The following is a 19,402-nucleotide window of genomic DNA, read 5'->3' on the forward strand; positions in this document are numbered from 1 at the left end:
TATGAGAATCGTGTTTAAGTCAGGACCTAACCTGCTCCAGATCTTCCGCAGTGAGAAGGAATACCCCGTCACCGCCATGTTCAAATTCGAGCCAGGTAAAGGGAAGATCCGGATACGCTGCTTCCAGAGCTGGCCAGCTATTACCTACTTCAACAATCAGCAGTCCGCCGGGATTCAAATGATCGGCAGCCCCGGACAATATTTTATGGGCAATATCCAATCCATCCTCGCCGGCAGCCAGGCCCAGCTCAGGCTCATGCCTGAATTCGGCTGGCATATCCGCCATATCTTCGGCATCCACGTAAGGCGGATTGCTGATAATCAGATCGTATCGCCCTTCTATCCGATCAAATACGTCTGACTGGATGGTGCTGACGCGATCGGACACATCGTGGGTGTCGATATTAATGGCAGCCACCTCCAGCGCATCGGTTGATAGATCCGACAGATCCACTTCCGCTTCCTCAAATACCAGGGCGGCCCCAATGCCGATGCAGCCACTACCAGTGCACAGATCCAGAATCCGCTCCGGATACCGGTCACCAAGCCAGGGTTGTATACCGTTCTGAATCAACTCTCCCAAAGGCGATCTGGGCACCAGCACCCGCTCATCAACAAAGAACGGCAACCCCATAAACCAGGCCTCTCCGAGAAGATAGGCAAGAGGCACCCGCTGATCGACTCGGCGGGACAGACGCTGAAGTATCAGCTCTTTTTCAGCCTTGGTCAGCCGAGCATCCAGAAACAGGGTATTGTTCTCGAGCGGCAGGTGTAATGACCGCATGACGAGCTGAACCGCTTCATCCCAGACATTGTCGGTGCCATGACCATAAAACAGCGGTGACTCTGCAAAACGGGAACACACATAGCGCAGATAATCACGAATGGTCTGGAGATCGTCGGCAACGGCAGTCACTGAAACGTCCTGTTACTGAAAATTGAGCGGGGATTATACGCGTTTTCGGTCGCGCCCTACAGCACCGCGTCTAAACTCAGGGCCAGCGCTTAGAGGGCGAGAGGGCCAGAACTGTTTTGATCCTGCTCGTACCGATCCAACGCCGCAGCCATTCTCTCCCGGCCAAGCTGAATGAGCTCTGGCGCACGGTGATAATCGTAACTGCGGCTGGCATTTTTCGGGACATTCACCAGCAAGTCCGGCGGGTATCCGGCAATTTTGTACTGAACCAGGGCACTTTGCATGGTTTCGATGGTCAGGTTCATCACATCGAACTTACCGATACCCAATTTGTTCCAGTCGATCGTTTCGTAGTCTTCTTTCTTTTTGCTGGCAGGCTTCGACGTTGCTTTTTTCTTTTCGGCCTCTTTCCTTGCGAGGGCATGCCCAAGCTTGTCCTCTGTAGAGGATTCATCACCCAGGCCTTTGTCACGCCACGCGGACAACGTTTTCAGCGTGTCCAGGTCGAACCAGCGCGATGCCTTATCCCGAAGCTTCTCTGTCCATTCGTCCTCGTCCGATTCTGCAAGGCTTGCCTCAATGGCGGCGTCGGCGATTCGCTTGCGGCGATCGTCCTCGCCACTGAGGTTCACGGCGACAATCAAATCAGCATGGGATGAAATCGTCGGGATAATAGGCAGAGGGTTCAGTGCGGCACCATCTACCAGAACACGGCCGTTGAGCACGAGCGGAGTCACTACTGATGGGATGGCAACGGAAGCCCTGATCGCCTGGTCCAGAGGACCTTCCTGGAACCAGACTTCTTTGTGACCGAGCAAGTCTGTGGCAACGGCGGTGTAGGCAATTGGTAAATCTTCGATACGTATATCGCCAATCATATCCCGCACCACCGAGAAAATTTTCTCTCCGCGGATCGCACCCATCGAGTTGAATGTGACGTCCAGAAGCTTGAGCACATCGAACTGACCAAGGCCGGTTACCCAGTCTTTGTAGTCTTTCATCTTGCCCGCCGCGTAGACACCGCCCACCAATGCTCCCATCGAACAGCCAGAAATGGCGATAATGTCGTAATTCCGCTCTTGCAGAACCTCAATGGCGCCAATGTGGGCATACCCCCGGGCGCCACCGCTTCCCAAAGTTAACGCAACGGTTTTGCGCTCACCCGTCATGCTCACTTATTCACCTCGTAATAACCATGATTTCTACCCGATTTCCCTGGCGGTCCGGGTTTGGAATAACGATCGACGGCCCTGCGATGATGCGTTTCTGCTGACTTTCAGATACCCCACTTTTCACAAGCACCCGAGACAGCGAATCGACCGCCCGGCCAGCCCTCTTCATGGCATCTTCCAGAGTTTCGTTTTCCCCCAGTTCGCTATATCCCACCAGAACCACTTCCGCGCCCTCAAGACCGGCCCATTCGTTCACCAGTCGACGGTCAGTCGCGGTCCACTCGAAATTGTAAGTAATGCTGCCCTTCCATGGCACCAGAACAGGGCCTTTTATTCTGGCGCTGGCAGTGCCCAGACCGGGTATCGAGGTGCCTGGGGGAGATTCAAGTTGTTCCACCCACACATACTCACGTTTGTTCGCTCGAGTCACTGTATAAATCAATGTCAGCGACGGCTTACCGTTCTCGTCAATCGATCCGGCAATCAGATAGTCCTGGTTTTCATCCCGTCCATAGAGATTAGACTGCTCGAAGACCTGATTGGCCCACACGTTACTGCGACCGCAGCCACGTCCCGAACATTCGAAAATTATCTGGGCACCTCGAGCCTTCAGCCTGCGAAGGTAATGGTCGCGGGCCTCTTCACGGCTGGCACCTTCGAGAATGCGGTAAAGATGGCCAGAACCTTTGATCGGCAATCTGGCCATTGAGGCCGAGCGAATCTCGTTATTCACCTCCCGAACCGGACTAAAAAGCACCAAACGCCCCGGAGAGGACAGCGTTACCTTCTCCTCCAGCACCGATTCCTCAAAAGGCTCGGGTGGCAATTGGTTGGCCAACACAGTCTCTGCCAGCATCATGGACAACACCAGGGCCGCGGCACGCTTAAGACACATCAATAAAATTCCTCACTGCGTGAATAACTGGGCGTACATCGCCCTCGAGATGACAATGATGACCACCAGGCACAGATACAAGTTCCAGCCCCTTGATGGCATCAATACGGTGATCAAGTTCGGGCCGGCTAGCAAGCAGGCCTTTCTCTGCCCGTAAAAATCCAACGGGAAGTTTCACCGCGTTCAGGCATGCCGTGACCTGGGCTTCGTCCATCATCATCATTGAGGGATACCTCAATTCTGCATCAGTGGACCACTGAAACTTTTCCTCGCCCTCTTTATTCAACTGCTTCAGATTTCGGGGCACAAGCAACATGGCAGCCTGATGTGACAGAGGAATCATTCCCCCTTCCCGCGCCCTGGCAGCCTCTTCCACACTCGAATAGACAACCGGTTCGCCTGACCCCGCCAACCGCTTCCTGATCGCTTTGCGGAGCTGAGGAATCACCTCAGACGGTTCCCGGCTGAGCGGCCCAAGACTGTCAATCATTGCCAGACGGCGTACTCGCTCGGGAAAAGCCGCGCCGTAAAACAGCGAAATGATGCCGCCCAATGAATGGCCCACCAGATCAATGCCTTGCGGATAGGCTTCCTTGTCGAAGTGATTCGCCACCAGCTCGGCCAGATCGGCCACGTAGTCAGGCAAGGGATAGCCCTGCCCTGCGGCCCTGTGCCCTGATTTACCGTGGCCTGCCAGATCAAGTGCAAACACGTCCCTGTCTTCGGCAATCGCCGGAGCAAGCTTTGCAAAAGACATGGCATTATCCAGCCAGCCATGAACCATCAGAACCGGAACTTTGTTTTTCTGGGAAACGGCGGGCCAATGAAGACCAGCGAGGGAGAGATGACGCAAAGGCCAGTCTATTTCGTGCGGAGCGACGCCCTGCCCGGACAAAGAATCAGAATCAGGTGCCGCACCCTGGAGTACCTCATTCATTGAAGGCCTTACATTGTGTGGGTGGGACGGTCCGAGGTCAGAGACCCTGCCAGGTAGGATTCAATTTTAGTGCGTGCAGTTTCATCATCACCATTAAACTGAACGCCAATACCCGCAGCCCGGTTGCCCTGGGCGCCTTTCGGCGTAATCCAGATAACCTTTCCCGCAACGGGTATTTTTTCTGGTTCGTCCATGAGATTCAGAAGTAGAAACACTTCATCGCCTAACTGATACTGCTTCTGGGTAGGTATAAACAGACCGCCCTGACGGATGTAAGGCATGTAGGCCGCGTAAAGGACCGCTTTGTCCTTGATAGTCAGGGTGAGAATACCACTGCGTGCTCCGAAACCCGGGCCCATAGAATACACCTGTGTTAAAACTTTCGATATTTCGCAATCATAGCAGCACTTTTTAACGGCTGCCTAGACTACCCCGCCCGCTTCACTGGCATCAGCTTCTGCCAGGCAATCAGTAATCGGCTTGCCTCAAGCTCTACACTGACGTTATACACTCCTGCTGACCGTGACTCGTGGATCAGATCAATAAGCTCATGGGCCCGCCAGACCGGGTTATTCTTTGCCAGAAAATCCAACATATCCGAAGCCTGCTCGTCCCTGGCAACGCCACCTGCACCCAATCTAGCCAGATCGGCCGCCCATCCTTCGAACAGCCACAGTGAAGCCTCAAGGCCCAGAGTCTTGAACGGTTTTGCAGCCTCACCCACGGAAACTTGGCCTTTCATGAAACGTCTGAACTGGTCGAATGCCTCGTCACGAACCGATAGAAAATCTTCCGTCAGATACTCGAGAGCCAGCCGCGGTGCATTGGCGGCAAGCCTGAGAGCTCTGGCCTTCTGGTTCTGATCTGGTCGTGCGTCGGGATCCAGCTCATCCAGCTTCTGATCAAGCCAGATCCTTGCCTGCTCCATATTGGGCGTAGGCAGATTCTGAGTCTGACAGCGAGAACGGATGGTCGGGAGAATGGGTCGGCCACTCTCCTGCAGCAGAATCAGCACCACGTCATCAGCCGGCTCTTCCAGGGTCTTCAGCAAAGCATTCGCGGAATTGATGTTCAGCTGGTCGGCACGATCAATCATCGCGATTTTACGCGCAGCCACCTGTGGTGAGGCCACAGCAAAGCCCGCGAGCGATCGGATCTGGTCAATCTTGATCATCCGGCTCTTTTCAGGGGCATAGCGGCGAATATCCGGATGGGTGCCAGCAGAAACTAGCTCGCACTGCTTGCAGCTACCACAGCGATTCCCGCTGGCGATATCCGGACGATCACAAATCAACAGGGCGGCCAGTTCATCAGCAAAAATTCGCTTGCCAACGCCCTGCTCGCCTGTGAGCAATAGCGCATGAGGCAATCTGTTTTCAGCGAACATCTGACGAATTCGCTCCCAGGGAGCATTCAGCCAGGCCATGGATTCGATGGGCATAATTCAGGAACCACTGTAGTCGGTCATGAGTGACGGCCTCGGTTCCGTCTGACCTGTTTTTTCAAGGTTGCCAGCAACCGTTTCATTCGTCCGAAATCTTCGGGGGCACCGAAACGCTGGTCTGATGCATAGTAATATTTGTTCACCAACCGGGCAAAAGTCAGGGCCGAAGTCGCCGCGGCTGGCTGTGCCTTGGCAAGCCGTGATGCCTGCTGGGACGGCGTTTCTCCATGGCGGGCCGGCACGCCTGCCTCCTGACACAGGTTATTCCACCGCATTAACAGCCTCGAAAAAGGGTCCCGCCGGCCGAAAGAACGCCCCTGCAGCGCAGAGAAGACTCCTGCGAGCAACAATGCACCCCCGACAAGCGCTGCAGTTACGTAGCCTAACTCCTTCAGGCTGAATCCTCCCGGCAGCCTGGACATCAAATCCATTTGAGACTGGCCCTGGTAGCCTACGACCCAGCGTTGCCACTGATAATTGATTTTATCAAGCTGCAGTGACGCCCATTGCAATACCGCCATGTCACCGTATCGCTGCGGGGAGGTCCAGTCATTTTCGAGGAACGAGCCCTCTTCCTGGACCGCTTCTCGCAATCCGGATTCAATGCGCTCCGGCGAGATCGCTGCCGTGGGATCAAAGCGGGTCCACCCCGTGTCGGGCATCCAGGCTTCAACCCAGGCATGGGCATCGTACTGACGTACTATGAGGTAGTCGTTGTCAGCGCCGGGCTCCCCACCCTGGTAACCCACAACCACCCTGGAGGGAATGCCCGCAGCTCTCAGAAGAAACGTCATCGCGCCAGCGTAGTGGGCGCAAAAGCCCCGCTTGCTGTCAAACAGAAGCGCATCTATGCCATCCCGGGGCATTTGCGGAGGCCTCAGGGTATAGAAGTATTGCTGATCCCGAAACCGCGAGAGCAAGGCATTGGCAAAATCCCGCGGAGACGAAGCCTGGCTTTTCAGGGTTTGTGCCAATTCGCGGGCCCGGGGGTTTCCAGTGATAGGCAACTGCAGATATTGCCTGGCATTACCAAGTCGTCCGGCCCGATCAGTACCGTCCGAGTCGAGGGATAAACGATAGCGCACAGTCGTGTCTGCAGGCCTGTCAAAGCGGAAAAGACCGTTTTCGTTCTTTTTCACATTACTTGATACAGCGGACGAACCCTTGAGTGCGTAGGCCCAGGTCTGATCAGTCGGCTCCAGAAGCACGTCATATTCATTGGGTTGAAGCTCACCTATGCCCCCGTCCACCGCCACCCGCCCGGGTCGTCTGAAAGGCTGCCCGCGGCTCTGACGCCATGTTTCGCCGTCAAGTCGATCCAGGAACAACCCTCGCCAATAACGATCGCGATGGGCGGGAATGTCATCACCAAAAGTGACACGAAAAGCTCGCTCGCTGCTTTGGGCAAGACTGGAAATGTCACCCGGGGTCATGGTGTCACTGATACCCGAGCGTGCTTCCCCGGAGACCAATGGAACACTCCAAAGTGGCGACATTCGGGGAAAAAACACGAACAACAGAACGACAATGGGCAAGGTTTTCAGAAACATCATGCCAAGTCGCTTCCAACCGGACCTGGCCGCAGCGGGTGCCTCCGGGGCATTCAACACCTGCAGACCAATGAACATCAGCAGGACCGACGCCAGATTTACCGCCGTCCAATGTATCTCCTGATGGAACAGGAAATTGACCGAGCTGAGGTAGATCAGAATAAACAACAACACATAGAAATCCCGGACGGTGCGGGTTTCCAGCCATTTGAGGCCTACGGCCAACACGAAGAACGAGGCCGCAGTATCGACGGTAAAGCGGCCCTGAACCGTCGCTATGTAGATAGCTACCAGAACCACCATCAATCCGGCCCTGGACCATTTCCCGGGCAGCCTGAGCCTGCCTTTCTGAGCCAGCCAGCGCCACGCCGCCAGCAGCACACAGCTCACCATTAGCCATATTGGCAACCGGTCCCACTGCGGCACAAGTAAAAGAGCGAACGCTGCCATTAACCAGATCAGGGCGGCACCGGGGATCAACTGTGGTGCTGCTGTAGCGGCTGAGCCGCGGAGCATTCTGCGAATCATGATCCGGTGCCTCTGTTGAGCTCACTGGAGGCATACCTGGCTGAATCGGTCCTGCGCGTGCCGAATGGCAGATTTTCACCTTCTCTGGGCTTTTCCAGCCCAAAGACCGCGAGGGCTTTCAGGCAACGGATTCCGTGTACAGAGCCGACGTCAGGATCTATCGCCTGCCCAGGAAGGCTCAGACCAAACGGTTGTTTCGTTTTCATGCGCTCAAGTACCTGTGATGCGAGGTAACTCAACCGGAGCTCTCGATCAACGCCCTGAAAGGCATCGTAATCCAGCCATTGCGGGCTTCCCTGTTCGCCCTCCCAATCTGCAATGACCATCTCTCCCGTTCGGGCAAACCGCTTCCAGAGTACACGCTGACTTAAATCACCCTCTCTCCAGGGCCTGAAATCAGCATGATCGTTGCCATCGAGTGAGCGGGATTGAGATGCCTGGTCGCCATCCTGAACGGTACTTTGCGCGTCGGGCGCAGGCAAAGGCCTGGGATAGACAATGCCGAACGACTCTGGCCGAAGCCATGACCAGGCCTTCAGCAAGCCGAAAGGAAAGCGGGACTCGACGCGGACTCTGTCCGGCCTTATATATCCTCGCCTGCTCGGATACACCATAAGCGGTATTTCCTTGGACTCTCCCTGCAACACATGTTGCTGCTCAACCTGTGAGCCCTCGCAAATCAGAGATATAGCCAATGAATCGTGACCTTTGACACTGGCCCGAAACAGAAAACTGACCGCTTCGCCCGGAAAACCTTCCCCACCTTTCAGCAAGACCATATCAAGGCCCGCCAGATTTTTATGGGTTTGATGCATGGCTGCTACAAAGACAGCCCCAAGGATAAATGTAAGCAGGTAAATCAGACTGTTCTGGTAGTTGATGGCTGTAATCAGCATGATCAGAAGAAGCAGCCCAAATACGAGCCCAGCGCCCGTTGGCAGGATAAAAATATTACGTTGGCCAAGAATCTGATGGTCGCGACGGGGGATACGATGATTCACCCACCGTTGCCAACGGTTTTGTATTCGGCTGTTCATTGTCATTCAGGATGTTACTCGTTGTTGGTCACTCACAGACGGAATTCACAGGGGCTAACAAAACAATACTCGATTAACACGGCAATTGATCACAAACCTGCGTGGGAGCCCTTGAATTAGACTAATCAGCAGCGAATACTAGTCAAAGTATTTAATCACGATGAATCGAGGCAAAGTCATGAACAGGCTCAAGTATCTGTCCACTGCATCTCTGGGGCTTGGCGTATTGATCAGCGCGCCTGTCTTATCCGGTGTAAAAACACTTTCCTCGGATGAAATGGTAGAAACTTACGTTGAAGATTCCGCGCTCATTCTGGTTCGTCCTGACTCAGAAGAGCGACAGGAAGAACGCGAAAGAGTTCTTCAAACCCTCACGATCTCCCCAGGCGAACCCGTATTAACGGAAGCCGAAGAAGAGGCCTACCGGGAAGCACTGGCACGTCTGGAACAGGAAGGAAAGTTGGATGCGCTGCAAAGCGCTGAAGAGGAGTTCCTGAGAAGAGCACTGGCGCTATCCCAGGAAGAGTTGGCCCGAGCCCAGCCTCAGCGAGAATTCACTCCACAGATTCCGCCGATTATATTTGGGCAACAGGCAGAGATTCCCGACGAGCCTTTCACACAGAACTTTCTGAACAACCAGTTGGGCATCAATTACGATGGCGAGAATCTGAACTTTGGCATCGGTAGCCCACCGGGTATCGATAACATTCAGGTACCCAGAGCCATTAACGAAGGACCAATTTCCCTCGTTCCGCGCCCAGGCGGCGGCTTCGATTTGTCGATAAAAGTACCAGACCAGTAAGCATGACTCGCGGGACTTGTTTTGCCCTCCGCGGAACCAGGGCTATCGCATAGCCCTGGGGTTTATTCTGGGACTCAGGGTTTGAGGGTAATGATGGTGTCTGAAATCTGAAGATTGTCCAAGGCCATTCGCCCCATATCGGCCGTTCCAACCGAAATATTCTGAGCGCCAATGTCGGCAGCAAATCCGGATACCTCAATGGCCAGGGTATCACTTACTGCGCCCTGCTCTCCTGCGGCCAGAGAGTACACAGTGTACTCTGACGCTGCGAAGCCAGCCCGGATATCATCCATCGGCGTGGTTGACCTTGCTCTCTGGGCGCCCGCCCAGGATGGAATCTGATCGGTCAGGTCCATATCGTCCACGGAATTACCGGCAAAATCCGGGCTTTCGATATAGCCGCCCTCGATACCGATAGTTCGGCGGTTTTTGGTTGTTTTAAGGTTCTCAACGGTAAACGCGAGGTAATTGTAGGAAACATCGCGACCAATACCAGACAGAGACGCAGAGAGCACGCTGTGCTGTGCCGTTTGTAAAAAGCCCCACGCCTGAAGCCCGTTGAATACAGGTGTCTTCGGCCCCGGATTGCCATCGCCCAACGCAACGCGACCCACATCCAGGCCCCAGTCGATCGGCTGACCATTCTGGGACTGCCAAAGCACATCCAGCCCGCCATCTGATGCAACATCAAATGTCAGCCTGGCGTTATCAAAATTGTCACCGTAACCAGCAGCCATACCTGCGTCTGTCAGGCCTGCGCCACCAGAACGAATGTCTTCAGCGACGTATTCGCCGTCGTTTTCGTAACGGAACTCCTGCATCGACACTTGACCACTGTAGTCAATGGTCAGGCCACTCTGACCTGTCACTTTCGACAGCTCACCATCCTCAATCGATTCCATTTCTGCATAGGCGCCTGAAGACACGCCGAGCAATAGAACCAGACGGACTATTTTATTCATTCGAGTGGACATAGCAGCTCCGGACTTTCCTCGTTGAGCCAAAACGAAAAAAGGCGCCCCAAACGGGCTGGGGCGCCTCTTCTCAGGTTACTTGCGTATCCTGATTCCCTACGTCTTAGTGACCGTAGATCTTCATGTCGGCAGTCACAACCAGATCGGTCATGTACAGGCTACCGATGCTAGCAGTGCCACCAGTGTTGATGTTCTCCAGGTCGACGTCAGCGGAGAAATCTGTGACGTTAACGCCCAGAACATCTTCGCCCGCTGCGTTTTGAGTTACACCAACATCAGCCTGGGCGTGAGCAAATGGTCCAGCACCTCCGCCGCGCTTGTTGCCAATGTACAGGTCGAAGCTGGTGCCAATAAACGGCATATCGATGTTACCGTCAGCGTTGAAGTAAGCGTTGATGTTCATGTTGTTTGATGAACCATCAATCACGATGTCGACAGGACCGATCAAACCGTCCAGGCTCAGGTTAGAGACCAGAACAGTTCCGCCGCTTCCAGCTACGTCACCGATGGTAGAACCTGAACCGCCCAGGGCTACAGAGTCGATGCCCAGGTTGAAGTCGACAGGGTTACCAGACTGCGAGCGCAGCGAAATAACCAGGTCGCCGTCATCAACGGCCACGTCATTATGAGTAGGAAGAGCGTCGGCGCCCAGGTACGCACTAGCCATGGCTGTATTGCCAAGATCTGTGCCGTCACCAGCTACGTCGATAGTCAGACGAATGTCGTCAAGATCGCTGCCAGCCTGGCCAGTCAGGCTAACGCCGGAGAGAGCCAGGAAGCCCTGATCCTGATACGCGATTTCGCCGATAGAAACGTTGGCAGACAGGTCGATGGTCACACCAGCCTGACCAGTCACTGAACCCATGGCAGAGTCGTCAAGTGCGGTCATTTCGGCGTTAGCGGCAAATGGCGCCAGGGCCACTGCTGAACACAATGCAATTTTTTTCAGGCCTTTCATTTGTTTCTCCTTGAAGGATATTTCTATTTTTGTGTGCGGCTTTCTCCAAACCGCAGAGTCAGTTTCCCAGAGCTTATCCCTATTTTCTGAGATTTCGCGCACACAATCTGACGTAATTTATACAAACCGTAACAATTTGAACCAGTCGACATTACATGCTTTCTGCGTGCGAGAAACCGACCTCACTGCTCTGCGGAACCGGTGCTACCGAAACCCGCAAACACCTTTGCTTCAAACGACTGGCTACCGGAGGTGGTGTATTCGATGCCGTCCTCACCCTGCTCATACTGCGTGGCGATCACTTCTGCGTAGCCATTCAGGTACTCGAGCTCGGTATTGATCTGAAGTTGAGTCTCGCCATCCACCTCTTTCTGGTACTGGTAGACGACAGCAGAACCGAGAATTCGACCTGCTTGCGCCTGACTGGAAAGCGCCCTTCTCACCGCATTCAAGACCATGACCGGATTAACACCTTCGGTGCTTTCACCTGGCTTGATCGCCCAGACGTACTTGACCTCCCCCTCCTGAAACATCCCTGCACCAAAAGGCGCAAACTCGCCATAGGCATCCAGAAGCGCTTTTGCCTTCTTGAGCGACTGGGCGGCCAGGTATTTTGTATTCGCCTGCGCTTCCTTCCTGGCTTCCTCCGGGGATGGCATCACCAGATTTTCGGTTCCCTCCTGCGCCTGAACACCAAAAACACATCCAGCGAAAATCAGGGCAGCAAAAATCTGTTTCATTGGCATAGGAAAACCTCTTTCTCTTTGTATGTTTGTATTTGTCGTATCTGGACCAGAAGCGAAGACAATAAGGTAAGATAGTCATGGCTTCAGTTCCGGCCGTTGCGGCAGGCCTGCCATTAGAGCAATTGCCATATGGTGCCTACAACGGCATTTTTGTGGCCGGCTTATCATTCTTTCCAATTTCCCGAGGGCACATTGAGTCACGCTGACTGCATTCCGATCGAACCGGAGATTTACGAAAGACTTCTTTCCCACGCATCTCAGGAAAATGATTTTGTATACCTTGGCAGCGTCGGTAAGGGAGATAACCGGGGGCAACTGACGGGGTTTTCAGCCCTCGCGAGTGAGAAACTGAGCCGCTCTTTCGATAGCAATAAACCATGTGGTCCAGATTCAATAGCGAATCTGATCGAAGAAAGTCTTGAGCCCTTTTCCCTACCTGTTTCTGATAACGCCGGTTGCCTGAAAGGTGGCTGGATCGGTTTTATAAGTTACGAATTCGGGCATGAAGTCGAAACCAGACTACACACCCATAGACGAAAGATGCCCGCGCCCCTTATCAACGCAGGCCTCTACCTGTGGATGGCAAGCTATGACCGCCCTACCGGTTCGCACTGCTTATGGGTTCACCCTGGGGCTCCTCACTGGCTTCGCGAAAGACTCGACGCCTGGCAAACAACGCCTACTGCTCCTATCGCAATGTCCTGGAAAACCCTCAGTCCTTTTCAGGCTCGCCAGGACAAAAGCCAGTTTGAAGCAAGCGTAGAAAAAGTGCGGGACTACATAGCAGCGGGAGACTGTTACCAGGCCAACTTATCCCAGGAATTTACCGCTCCCTACACCGGAGACCCCTGGCAGGCCTTCCGGGCCCTTGCCGAAAACAACCCGACACCCCATAGCGGCTTTATTCGCAGCGATGGCGCAGCCGTTCTTTCTGTCTCGCCCGAACGGTTTCTGCGAATTGAAAACAACACGGTGACCACCAGCCCCATTAAAGGCACCCGCCCCCGGGGGCACAACCCAAGTGAGGACGAAGCCCTTGCCAGAGAGCTGCAGAATTCCGAAAAGGACCTGGCAGAGAACCTGATGATCGTGGATTTACTGCGAAACGACCTCAGCAAAAGTGCGGTCGATGGCAGCGTTCAGGTCGACGGTCTTTTTGCGCTTGAGTCCTACCGCAACGTTCATCATCTGGTCAGTCACATTCGCTGCCAACTGGCTCCGGGCGTATCGCCCATGAAAGCCCTGTTCGATGCCTTCCCGGGCGGTTCTATCACCGGCGCACCAAAAATACGGGCCATGGAAATCATCCGGGAACTGGAACCACACGACCGCGGCCCCTATTGCGGTTCGGTGTTTTATCGGAGCATGGACGGTTTACTGGAGAGCAATATCGCCATCAGAACGCTTTACGCTGACGATAACGGCGTTGTTCATTGCTGCGGAGGTGGAGGAATCGTCGCTGACTCAGATCCCGAAAGTGAATACCAGGAAACCCTCACCAAAGTGAAATCGCTAATGGAATTTCTGGAGACACTCGGAGGTGGTTCGTAATCGGGCAGACCTGTTCAGAACACGCTGTAAATACGTCCCTGTACGCTCGGCCTCCGCCATCCATGGCTCCGGACGGTTCTGAACAGGTCTGCCCGATTACTCGATCAATCTGCGGAATGGACCTGACTGGCTTTCAGGAATTCTTGCTTTAGATCTTCAAACTCATGCACCGCGGGGTACTGAGGGAATTCGCCAATCACGTTTTCCGGGGCATGGAACAGAATCCCGGCTTCTGCCTGGCCCAGCATGGTGGTGTCGTTGTAGGAATCACCCGCCGCGATTACACGATAGTTCAGCAACTGGAACGCACGCACTGACTGGCGCTTTGGATCGCGCTGGCGCAGCAGGTAGTTGGTAATCTGCCCGGTCTCGCTCACTTCCAGTTTGTGGCACAGCAGCGCCGGATAGCCAAGCTTCTTCATTAAGGGCATGGCAAACTCATAGAAAGTATCCGACAGAATGACCACCTGGAAGCGCTCCCGCAGCCAATCCAGAAACTCCCGCGCGCCTGGCAGCGGGTCAAGCTCGCCGATCACTTCTTGAATCTGTGGCAGCCCAAAGCCGTGCTGGTCCAGCAGCTTGAGGCGCTGGCGCATCAGTACATCGTAATCAGGGATGTCACGGGTCGTCGCCTTGAGTTCTTCGATGCCGGTTTTTTCAGCAAATGCGATCCAGATTTCGGGGATCAGAACACCCTCAAGGTCCAGGCAGGCCAGTTCCACAGTATTCTCCTGTTCATGTTGGACGTTGCCGGTAGAAGCCAGCACGTGAATTCAGGGCGACATGATAAGAAAAACCGGCCATGAATGCACCGTTGGCAAGGCGCTATATCCTTATACGCTAGGATTCCTTCAGACCCCGGCCGCTTAATGTTAGATTAATCACACATTTACTGGTGCAGGTTACAGATTCAATGACGGACATTGCAGGGTTGCAGAACGAACTGGAAGGTCAGAGCCCAAGGGCCATCCTCAAGGCCGCTTTCGCGAAGTACGACAATATTGCCATCTCCTTCAGCGGCGCTGAGGACGTTGCCTTGATTGAGCTCGCCCACAGGCTTACTGACAACCTGCAGGTGTTTTCACTGGATACCGGGCGCCTTCATGCCGAAACCTACGAGTTCTTCGAAAAGGTGCGTAATCACTATGGCATCAACATCCAGTTTCTATTTCCGGATGCCGAGGAAGTTGAAGATCTGGTAACCCGCAAAGGTATGTTCAGTTTCTATGAGGATGGCCACTCGGAATGCTGTGGCATTCGCAAGGTAAACCCTTTGCGCCGCAAACTGAGCACTCTGGACGCCTGGATTACCGGCCAGCGAAAAGACCAGAGCCCTGGCACCCGCAACGATGTACCAGTAGTTCAGATTGACGACGCGTTTTCCACCGAAGACAAGCAGCTGGTGAAGTTCAACCCACTGGCAAACTGGTCTTCAAAAGAGGTCTGGGACTACATCCGCATGAGCGAAGTTCCCTTCAACGAACTGCATAACAAAGGCTTTGTCAGTATCGGTTGCCAGCCTTGTACCAGGCCCATTCTGCCGGGCCAGCACGAGCGCGAAGGCCGCTGGTGGTGGGAAGAAGCCACGCAAAAAGAGTGCGGGCTTCACGCCGGCAACATCATCGCCAACGATTAGTCGTTGCGGACGCTATTTCAGTTCTCGAGTTATCAGTAGGTGGGCAGATCCACATCGGAGAACAGATCCTCAATCTCTGATCGACTGCCCTGGTGACTCACGGCCTCATCCACCCTTTCCCTGGTCAGGTGCGGAGCGAATCGCTGGATGAAGTCGTACATATAGCCTCGCAGGAATGTCCCTTTACGGAAGCCGATGCGGGTTACGCTTGGACGAAAGAGGTTGCGGGCATCGAGGGCAACCAGATCGGAATCCGTGGCCTCGTCGAACGCCATACTGGCAATAATACCGACCCCCAGACCCAATCGAACGTAAGTCTTGATAACGTCCGCATCCGCGGCGGTGAACACTACTTTCGGCGTCAGCCCCTGAGCCTGAAAGGCTTCGTCCAGTTTGGACCGACCGGTAAAACCAAAAACGTAGGTGACCAACGGGTATTTCGCGAGTTCCGTAATCGACAACTCGGAAGCCTGTGCCAACGGGTGGTTTTTAGGAACGATGACGCTTCGATTCCAGCGATAGCAAGGCATCATGATCAGATCGTTGAACAGCTCCATCGCTTCCGTGGCAATGGCAAAATCAACAGCGCCATTGGCGGCCATTTCGGAGATCTGCATGGGTGTGCCCTGATGCATGTGCAATGAGACTTCCGGAAACGCCTCGATGAAACCGCTGATAATAGGGGGCAAGGCGTAACGGGCCTGGGTATGCGTCGTAGCAATGCTCAGTTCGCCACGACGCTGATTGCTGAATTCCTGGGCAATCTTTTTGATGCCCTCAACGCGGCGAAGGATTTCGCCCGCTTCCCGGATAATAATCTCGCCACCGGGCGTGATACGGGTCAGATGCTTGCCGCTGCGGGCAAACACCTCGAGGCCGAGTTCATCCTCCAGCAATCGTATCTGTTTGGAGATGCCGGGCTGAGAGGTAAACAGGCTCTGCGCGGTCGCCGAAACGTTGAGATCGTGGTGCGCTACTTCCCAGATATACCGTAGCTGTTGTAGTTTCATTATCAGTGCCACTCCCAACTAATATCGACGTGCCTGGATGCAATGTCGCCTGAACTCAGTAGTGGGATCTTACGTATAAGGACATTTGTTTTCATTCTTTTGGAGTATACCGCTGATTGTTTTTCACAGTTTAGACCAAAACTGGAGAAACGCAGCCAGCCTACAACCCAAATGCGGAGGTGGTACCGTCGCTGCTGCCCTTGACTTGGCTGTGACAAAGCACACAATCCCCTATCGAACCTGTTACCGGTATTCAACGACGTTCAAAGACGCCCAAGAGACCCGATGCTCCTAACCACTAAATTCCTGAGACCTTCCCCCGATCCTCGTTCTGTTGACCGGCAGCGCCTGTCTTCATTGCTGGAAGGGTCAGATACGAAACGGCTCAATCTGGTGGTTGCCCCGGCTGGTTTTGGTAAAACCACATTGGTTTGCCAATGGTGTTCAAGCGCCACAAGACCCACTGCCTGGTTGTCACTTGATGAACATGACGATGAGCCCCGGCGTTTCTGGCAATACGTGGTTGGAGCTTTTGAGGCCAATGGCCTCACAGGTCTGGAAGAATGCCGTCAGCAACTTGCTCAGTGCAGTCTACAGGAGCTTGAAGGCCCGATTACCTCATTGATCAATGCGCTGACGTCGGATCAGGCACCCTGGTCCCTGGTGCTGGACGATTATCATTTTATCCAGGACACCCAGATCCAACGACAGCTGTCTTTTTTCCTGGATTACCTGCCCCCGGAAGTGCTTGTCACTCTGACCTCCAGAACAGAACCTGCGTTGCCACTCGCCAGATGGCGTGTGCGTCGCTGGGTTGAAGAAATTCACCCCAGCCTCCTGGCTTTCTCAGAAGAGGAATGCCGTGATTTTTTCCGGGATACGATGGGCCTGACGCTCAGCGACCATGAAGTGAGCCGCATTTGCGCCAGAACGGAAGGCTGGGTGGCCGCCATGCAGCTATCCGCCTTGTCCGGCGGTCGGTTTGAGTCGCAAGACCAGCCGTTCGCCAAACCACAATTGGACGTCGACGAACGAAAAATAAGTGACTACGTGCTATCCGAGGTTCTGGAACAGCAACCCCGGCCTATCAGGGATTTCCTGCTCGATACGGCATTCTGCCCTCGGCTTTGCGCATCACTGTGCGATGCCGTCCGTCAGGCCTCCAACAGTCAGGCGCTTCTGGAACAATTACTGCGCGAGAACCTGTTTCTTATTCCTCTGGACACTCGCAATGAGTGGTTCCGGTATCACGACCTGTTCCGGGAAGCATTATTACAACGGGCGAAACAACTTGACCCTGAGCAGGCCGAATCCAAATGGCGGCGAGTGGTGGAATGGCTGCTGGCACATGGTCACGTCCAGGAAGCCATTGGCCAAATTGTTCTGCAACGGGACTGGTCCTGGCTGGCAAATGTTCTGGCTGAGCACGGAAACAACCTGATCCATGCAGGATTTCATCTCCAGGTTCTGGACTGGCTGGATTCGCTTCCCGGAGACATTCTGTCTGAAAGCCCCCAGCTCTTAATGCTTCAGGTCTGGGCGCTGTTCTTTGGCAACCGGGTCGATATGCTGGATCCTCTGCTCACCGAGCTTGAAGACATGCTGGACAAGAGGGTCGCCGATTCTCATCCGGATTCTGCAGGTGCTCTTGGCCTGCAAAGCGAGATATCGCTAATACGGTCTTACCTGGCCCGGTCTCGGAGCGACGACAAAAGTGCCAGCGACCTGACTCAACAGGTCCTGAGGGATATCGACTACACGAGAATACCCCTCAAGTCCGTGACTTATTATGGTCTGGGTCTGGATTACTATGGCAAGGGCGCCCTGGCTGATGCCGAAGAAGCACTAAAATCCTCGGTCCGTTATGGCCAGGTTGAGCGGAAACCCAGCACGGTACTTTCTAGCGGTGGGCTGCTGGCCTGGATCCAATACAATCGTGGCGACATTGATACTGCGCTGGAAACCTGCACGTCCGTGCGCCAATGGGTCGATCAACATCACAGTGATCCGCGTCAGCCCATGCTGATTTCCTGCTGGCAGAACAGCGCACTGATCGAAATCTATCGGGAACGGAACCAGCCCCAGCTAGCGGCTTCCTACCTGGCACCACTTCTGGATCATGTAAATAGTGGCACCGAGCCAGGCCAGCACGTCATCATACAATTCGTACGCGGCCACCTTGCGTTTAGCGAAGGCCGATTCCAGGAAGCCATCGAAGTGCTTGAGGATGCGGTTAGCGTGGCCAGACGCAAACGAGACCACATCCTGTTCGAGCCGCCCGCCTGCTCCGCTCTTCTCGCTCGCTGCTATCTCGCCACCGGGCATCTTGATCTGGCCGAAGAATGGCTTGAACAAGTTACTTCAGAAACCTTCACTAACCCTCTGAATCAAGAGCAGAATCAAATAAGCGTAGCTCGAGTTCAGGTTGCTCAGGGCAAACCCAGAAAAGCGACCTCCACACTGGTACCGCTGCGTTTGAGTGCTGAAAAAGATCAACACTACCGACATCTTGCAGAAATTCAGCTGGTGTACAGTGAAGCTTTGGCAGCAGAGGGCAAACACTTGGATGCTGAAAAGATGCTGACGTTGGCCATTCAGCGGGCCTCCGAAGCTGGCTTCATGCGTCTGCTGGCAGAAGAAAGCAAAACCATTCAACGCATGTGCCTCAACCTGCCAGCCCTTCGTGCACCCGGGCAGTGGAACAAACGTGTACTGAGGATGCTGGAAGAACTTCAGGAAAAAGTCGCGGAGACATCAAGCAACTCCGAATCTGGGCAGAAGGCTGCGGAAGAAAACGAACGGCTGGTGGAGCCTCTGAGCCAGCGGGAAATACAGGTGCTTGAATTGATTAACCGCGGTTTGGCCAACAAGAACATCGCCGCTGATATGGGGGTCGCTCCAACGACCGTAAAAGCGCACATTCGAAACCTCTATGGCAAGCTGGCCGTTGGCTCCAGAACAGAGGCGCTGGCGAAGGCTCGCAGACTTGGCTTGCTGAGCTGAGCGCTCTTTTTTGTGACGCACGTCACACTTTTTTTAGCTTTTCTAATCCCTCTACGCCCTTTGGACGATCCAGATACGCCCTCTACTCCCCTATTATTCACTCAACGCTGAGGGAAACCTCAGACAGAATTCTGAAATTCAGGCCTTCAGACTTCTTGTTCTGCGTTATTTCGACGCCCGGGTTCAGATCGAACCCTTTTCATAAGAGCCATCCCCTAAAGGTTGGCTCTTTTTTTATGTTTG

The 19,402-nt window shown here is 54.2% G+C and carries 17 protein-coding genes; 4 read left to right on the plus strand and 13 right to left on the minus strand.

Features of this window, described 5'->3' with window-relative positions; all coding sequences use genetic code 11:
- Positions 1-19 precede the first annotated feature (19 nt).
- The 8 genes from prmB to QLQ17_RS09745 form a co-directional block, all read right to left on the minus strand.
- Positions 20-916, minus strand: coding sequence for a 50S ribosomal protein L3 N(5)-glutamine methyltransferase (gene prmB / locus QLQ17_RS09710; RefSeq protein ID WP_283209384.1), 897 nt, complete (start codon positions 914-916; stop codon positions 20-22).
- 89 nt (positions 917-1,005) lie between these two features.
- Positions 1,006-2,085, minus strand: a complete 1,080-nt coding sequence (locus QLQ17_RS09715; protein WP_283210144.1) for a patatin-like phospholipase family protein — start codon at positions 2,083-2,085, stop codon at positions 1,006-1,008.
- A gap of 10 nt (positions 2,086-2,095) precedes the next feature.
- Positions 2,096-2,983: a DUF4892 domain-containing protein gene (locus tag QLQ17_RS09720; protein WP_283209385.1), complete on the minus strand. Its 888-nt coding sequence runs from the start codon at positions 2,981-2,983 to the stop codon at positions 2,096-2,098.
- Entirely contained in the window at positions 2,973-3,920 is a 948-nt protein-coding gene (locus QLQ17_RS09725; RefSeq protein WP_283209386.1) for an alpha/beta fold hydrolase, read from the minus strand. Before QLQ17_RS09725 ends, QLQ17_RS09720 begins: the two co-directional genes overlap by 11 nt.
- An 8-nt stretch (positions 3,921-3,928) precedes the next feature.
- Entirely contained in the window at positions 3,929-4,279 is a 351-nt protein-coding gene (locus QLQ17_RS09730) for a PilZ domain-containing protein (RefSeq protein WP_283209387.1), read from the minus strand.
- Between the two features lie 68 nt (positions 4,280-4,347).
- A complete protein-coding gene (holB, locus tag QLQ17_RS09735; protein ID WP_283209388.1) occupies positions 4,348-5,361 on the minus strand; it encodes a DNA polymerase III subunit delta' in 1,014 nt (337 codons plus the stop codon).
- A 23-nt stretch (positions 5,362-5,384) separates the two neighbouring features.
- Complete coding sequence (locus tag QLQ17_RS09740; RefSeq protein ID WP_283209389.1) at positions 5,385-7,442, minus strand: transglutaminase TgpA family protein; 2,058 nt, start codon at positions 7,440-7,442, stop codon at positions 5,385-5,387.
- Positions 7,439-8,485: a DUF58 domain-containing protein gene (locus QLQ17_RS09745; RefSeq protein ID WP_349306793.1), complete on the minus strand. Its 1,047-nt coding sequence runs from the start codon at positions 8,483-8,485 to the stop codon at positions 7,439-7,441. The genes QLQ17_RS09740 and QLQ17_RS09745 overlap by 4 nt, the downstream gene beginning before the upstream one ends.
- A gap of 172 nt (positions 8,486-8,657) precedes the next feature.
- On the opposite strand from QLQ17_RS09745, the gene QLQ17_RS09750 reads away from it, so the two are divergent.
- The gene (locus QLQ17_RS09750; RefSeq protein WP_283209390.1) at positions 8,658-9,281 is read left to right on the plus strand and encodes a hypothetical protein; all 624 of its coding nucleotides are present in this window, start codon (positions 8,658-8,660) and stop codon (positions 9,279-9,281) included.
- A gap of 74 nt (positions 9,282-9,355) precedes the next feature.
- On the opposite strand, the gene QLQ17_RS09755 is transcribed toward QLQ17_RS09750, so the two are convergent.
- The 3 genes from QLQ17_RS09755 to QLQ17_RS09765 form a co-directional block, all read right to left on the minus strand.
- Positions 9,356-10,255, minus strand: coding sequence for a DUF6160 family protein (locus QLQ17_RS09755; protein WP_283209391.1), 900 nt, complete (start codon positions 10,253-10,255; stop codon positions 9,356-9,358).
- A gap of 103 nt (positions 10,256-10,358) precedes the next feature.
- On the minus strand, positions 10,359-11,213 hold the full coding sequence (locus tag QLQ17_RS09760; RefSeq protein WP_283209392.1) for a DUF6160 family protein: 855 nt from the start codon (positions 11,211-11,213) through the stop codon (positions 10,359-10,361).
- Between the two features lie 182 nt (positions 11,214-11,395).
- Complete coding sequence (locus QLQ17_RS09765) at positions 11,396-11,953, minus strand: hypothetical protein (RefSeq protein ID WP_283209393.1); 558 nt, start codon at positions 11,951-11,953, stop codon at positions 11,396-11,398.
- A gap of 135 nt (positions 11,954-12,088) precedes the next feature.
- On the opposite strand from QLQ17_RS09765, the gene pabB reads away from it, so the two are divergent.
- The gene (gene pabB, locus QLQ17_RS09770) at positions 12,089-13,510 is read left to right on the plus strand and encodes an aminodeoxychorismate synthase component I (RefSeq protein WP_283209394.1); all 1,422 of its coding nucleotides are present in this window, start codon (positions 12,089-12,091) and stop codon (positions 13,508-13,510) included.
- A gap of 104 nt (positions 13,511-13,614) precedes the next feature.
- Here the strand turns inward: pabB and thrH are convergent, their stop codons facing one another.
- Positions 13,615-14,232 (minus strand): bifunctional phosphoserine phosphatase/homoserine phosphotransferase ThrH, encoded by a 618-nt coding sequence (thrH, locus tag QLQ17_RS09775; protein ID WP_283209395.1) that lies wholly within the window; start codon positions 14,230-14,232, stop codon positions 13,615-13,617.
- A gap of 191 nt (positions 14,233-14,423) precedes the next feature.
- Between thrH and QLQ17_RS09780 the strand changes: the two genes are divergently transcribed.
- Positions 14,424-15,146 carry a phosphoadenylyl-sulfate reductase gene (locus QLQ17_RS09780; RefSeq protein ID WP_283209396.1) on the plus strand — a complete coding sequence of 241 codons (723 nt, stop codon included), beginning with the start codon at positions 14,424-14,426 and terminating at the stop codon, positions 15,144-15,146.
- Between the two features lie 32 nt (positions 15,147-15,178).
- Here the strand turns inward: QLQ17_RS09780 and cysB are convergent, their stop codons facing one another.
- Positions 15,179-16,156 (minus strand): HTH-type transcriptional regulator CysB, encoded by a 978-nt coding sequence (gene cysB, locus QLQ17_RS09785; RefSeq protein ID WP_283209397.1) that lies wholly within the window; start codon positions 16,154-16,156, stop codon positions 15,179-15,181.
- 285 nt (positions 16,157-16,441) lie between these two features.
- Between cysB and QLQ17_RS09790 the strand changes: the two genes are divergently transcribed.
- Positions 16,442-19,159 (plus strand): winged helix-turn-helix domain-containing protein, encoded by a 2,718-nt coding sequence (locus tag QLQ17_RS09790; protein WP_283209398.1) that lies wholly within the window; start codon positions 16,442-16,444, stop codon positions 19,157-19,159.
- Positions 19,160-19,402: the final 243 nt, after the last annotated feature.

The organism is Marinobacter sp. CHS3-4 (assembly GCF_030053415.1).
In the GTDB taxonomy this organism is placed as follows: domain Bacteria; phylum Pseudomonadota; class Gammaproteobacteria; order Pseudomonadales; family Oleiphilaceae; genus Marinobacter.

What these genes read in the sequence shown, in the direction of transcription:
- QLQ17_RS09790 (WP_283209398.1), top strand. Translation starts at nt 16,442, where the DNA reads ATGCTCCTAACCACTAAATTCCTGAGACCTTCCCCCGATCCTCGTTCT.
- QLQ17_RS09730 (WP_283209387.1), bottom strand. Translation starts at nt 4,279, where the DNA reads ATGGGCCCGGGTTTCGGAGCACGCAGTGGTATTCTCACCCTGACTATC.
- QLQ17_RS09720 (WP_283209385.1), bottom strand. Translation starts at nt 2,983, where the DNA reads ATGTGTCTTAAGCGTGCCGCGGCCCTGGTGTTGTCCATGATGCTGGCA.
- QLQ17_RS09715 (WP_283210144.1), bottom strand. Translation starts at nt 2,085, where the DNA reads ATGACGGGTGAGCGCAAAACCGTTGCGTTAACTTTGGGAAGCGGTGGC.
- QLQ17_RS09740 (WP_283209389.1), bottom strand. Translation starts at nt 7,442, where the DNA reads ATGATTCGCAGAATGCTCCGCGGCTCAGCCGCTACAGCAGCACCACAG.
- QLQ17_RS09760 (WP_283209392.1), bottom strand. Translation starts at nt 11,213, where the DNA reads ATGAAAGGCCTGAAAAAAATTGCATTGTGTTCAGCAGTGGCCCTGGCG.
- cysB (WP_283209397.1), bottom strand. Translation starts at nt 16,156, where the DNA reads ATGAAACTACAACAGCTACGGTATATCTGGGAAGTAGCGCACCACGAT.
- QLQ17_RS09765 (WP_283209393.1), bottom strand. Translation starts at nt 11,953, where the DNA reads ATGAAACAGATTTTTGCTGCCCTGATTTTCGCTGGATGTGTTTTTGGT.
- holB (WP_283209388.1), bottom strand. Translation starts at nt 5,361, where the DNA reads ATGCCCATCGAATCCATGGCCTGGCTGAATGCTCCCTGGGAGCGAATT.
- QLQ17_RS09745 (WP_349306793.1), bottom strand. Translation starts at nt 8,485, where the DNA reads ATGACAATGAACAGCCGAATACAAAACCGTTGGCAACGGTGGGTGAAT.
- QLQ17_RS09725 (WP_283209386.1), bottom strand. Translation starts at nt 3,920, where the DNA reads ATGAATGAGGTACTCCAGGGTGCGGCACCTGATTCTGATTCTTTGTCC.
- QLQ17_RS09755 (WP_283209391.1), bottom strand. Translation starts at nt 10,255, where the DNA reads ATGTCCACTCGAATGAATAAAATAGTCCGTCTGGTTCTATTGCTCGGC.
- QLQ17_RS09750 (WP_283209390.1), top strand. Translation starts at nt 8,658, where the DNA reads ATGAACAGGCTCAAGTATCTGTCCACTGCATCTCTGGGGCTTGGCGTA.
- QLQ17_RS09780 (WP_283209396.1), top strand. Translation starts at nt 14,424, where the DNA reads ATGACGGACATTGCAGGGTTGCAGAACGAACTGGAAGGTCAGAGCCCA.
- pabB (WP_283209394.1), top strand. Translation starts at nt 12,089, where the DNA reads ATGGTGCCTACAACGGCATTTTTGTGGCCGGCTTATCATTCTTTCCAA.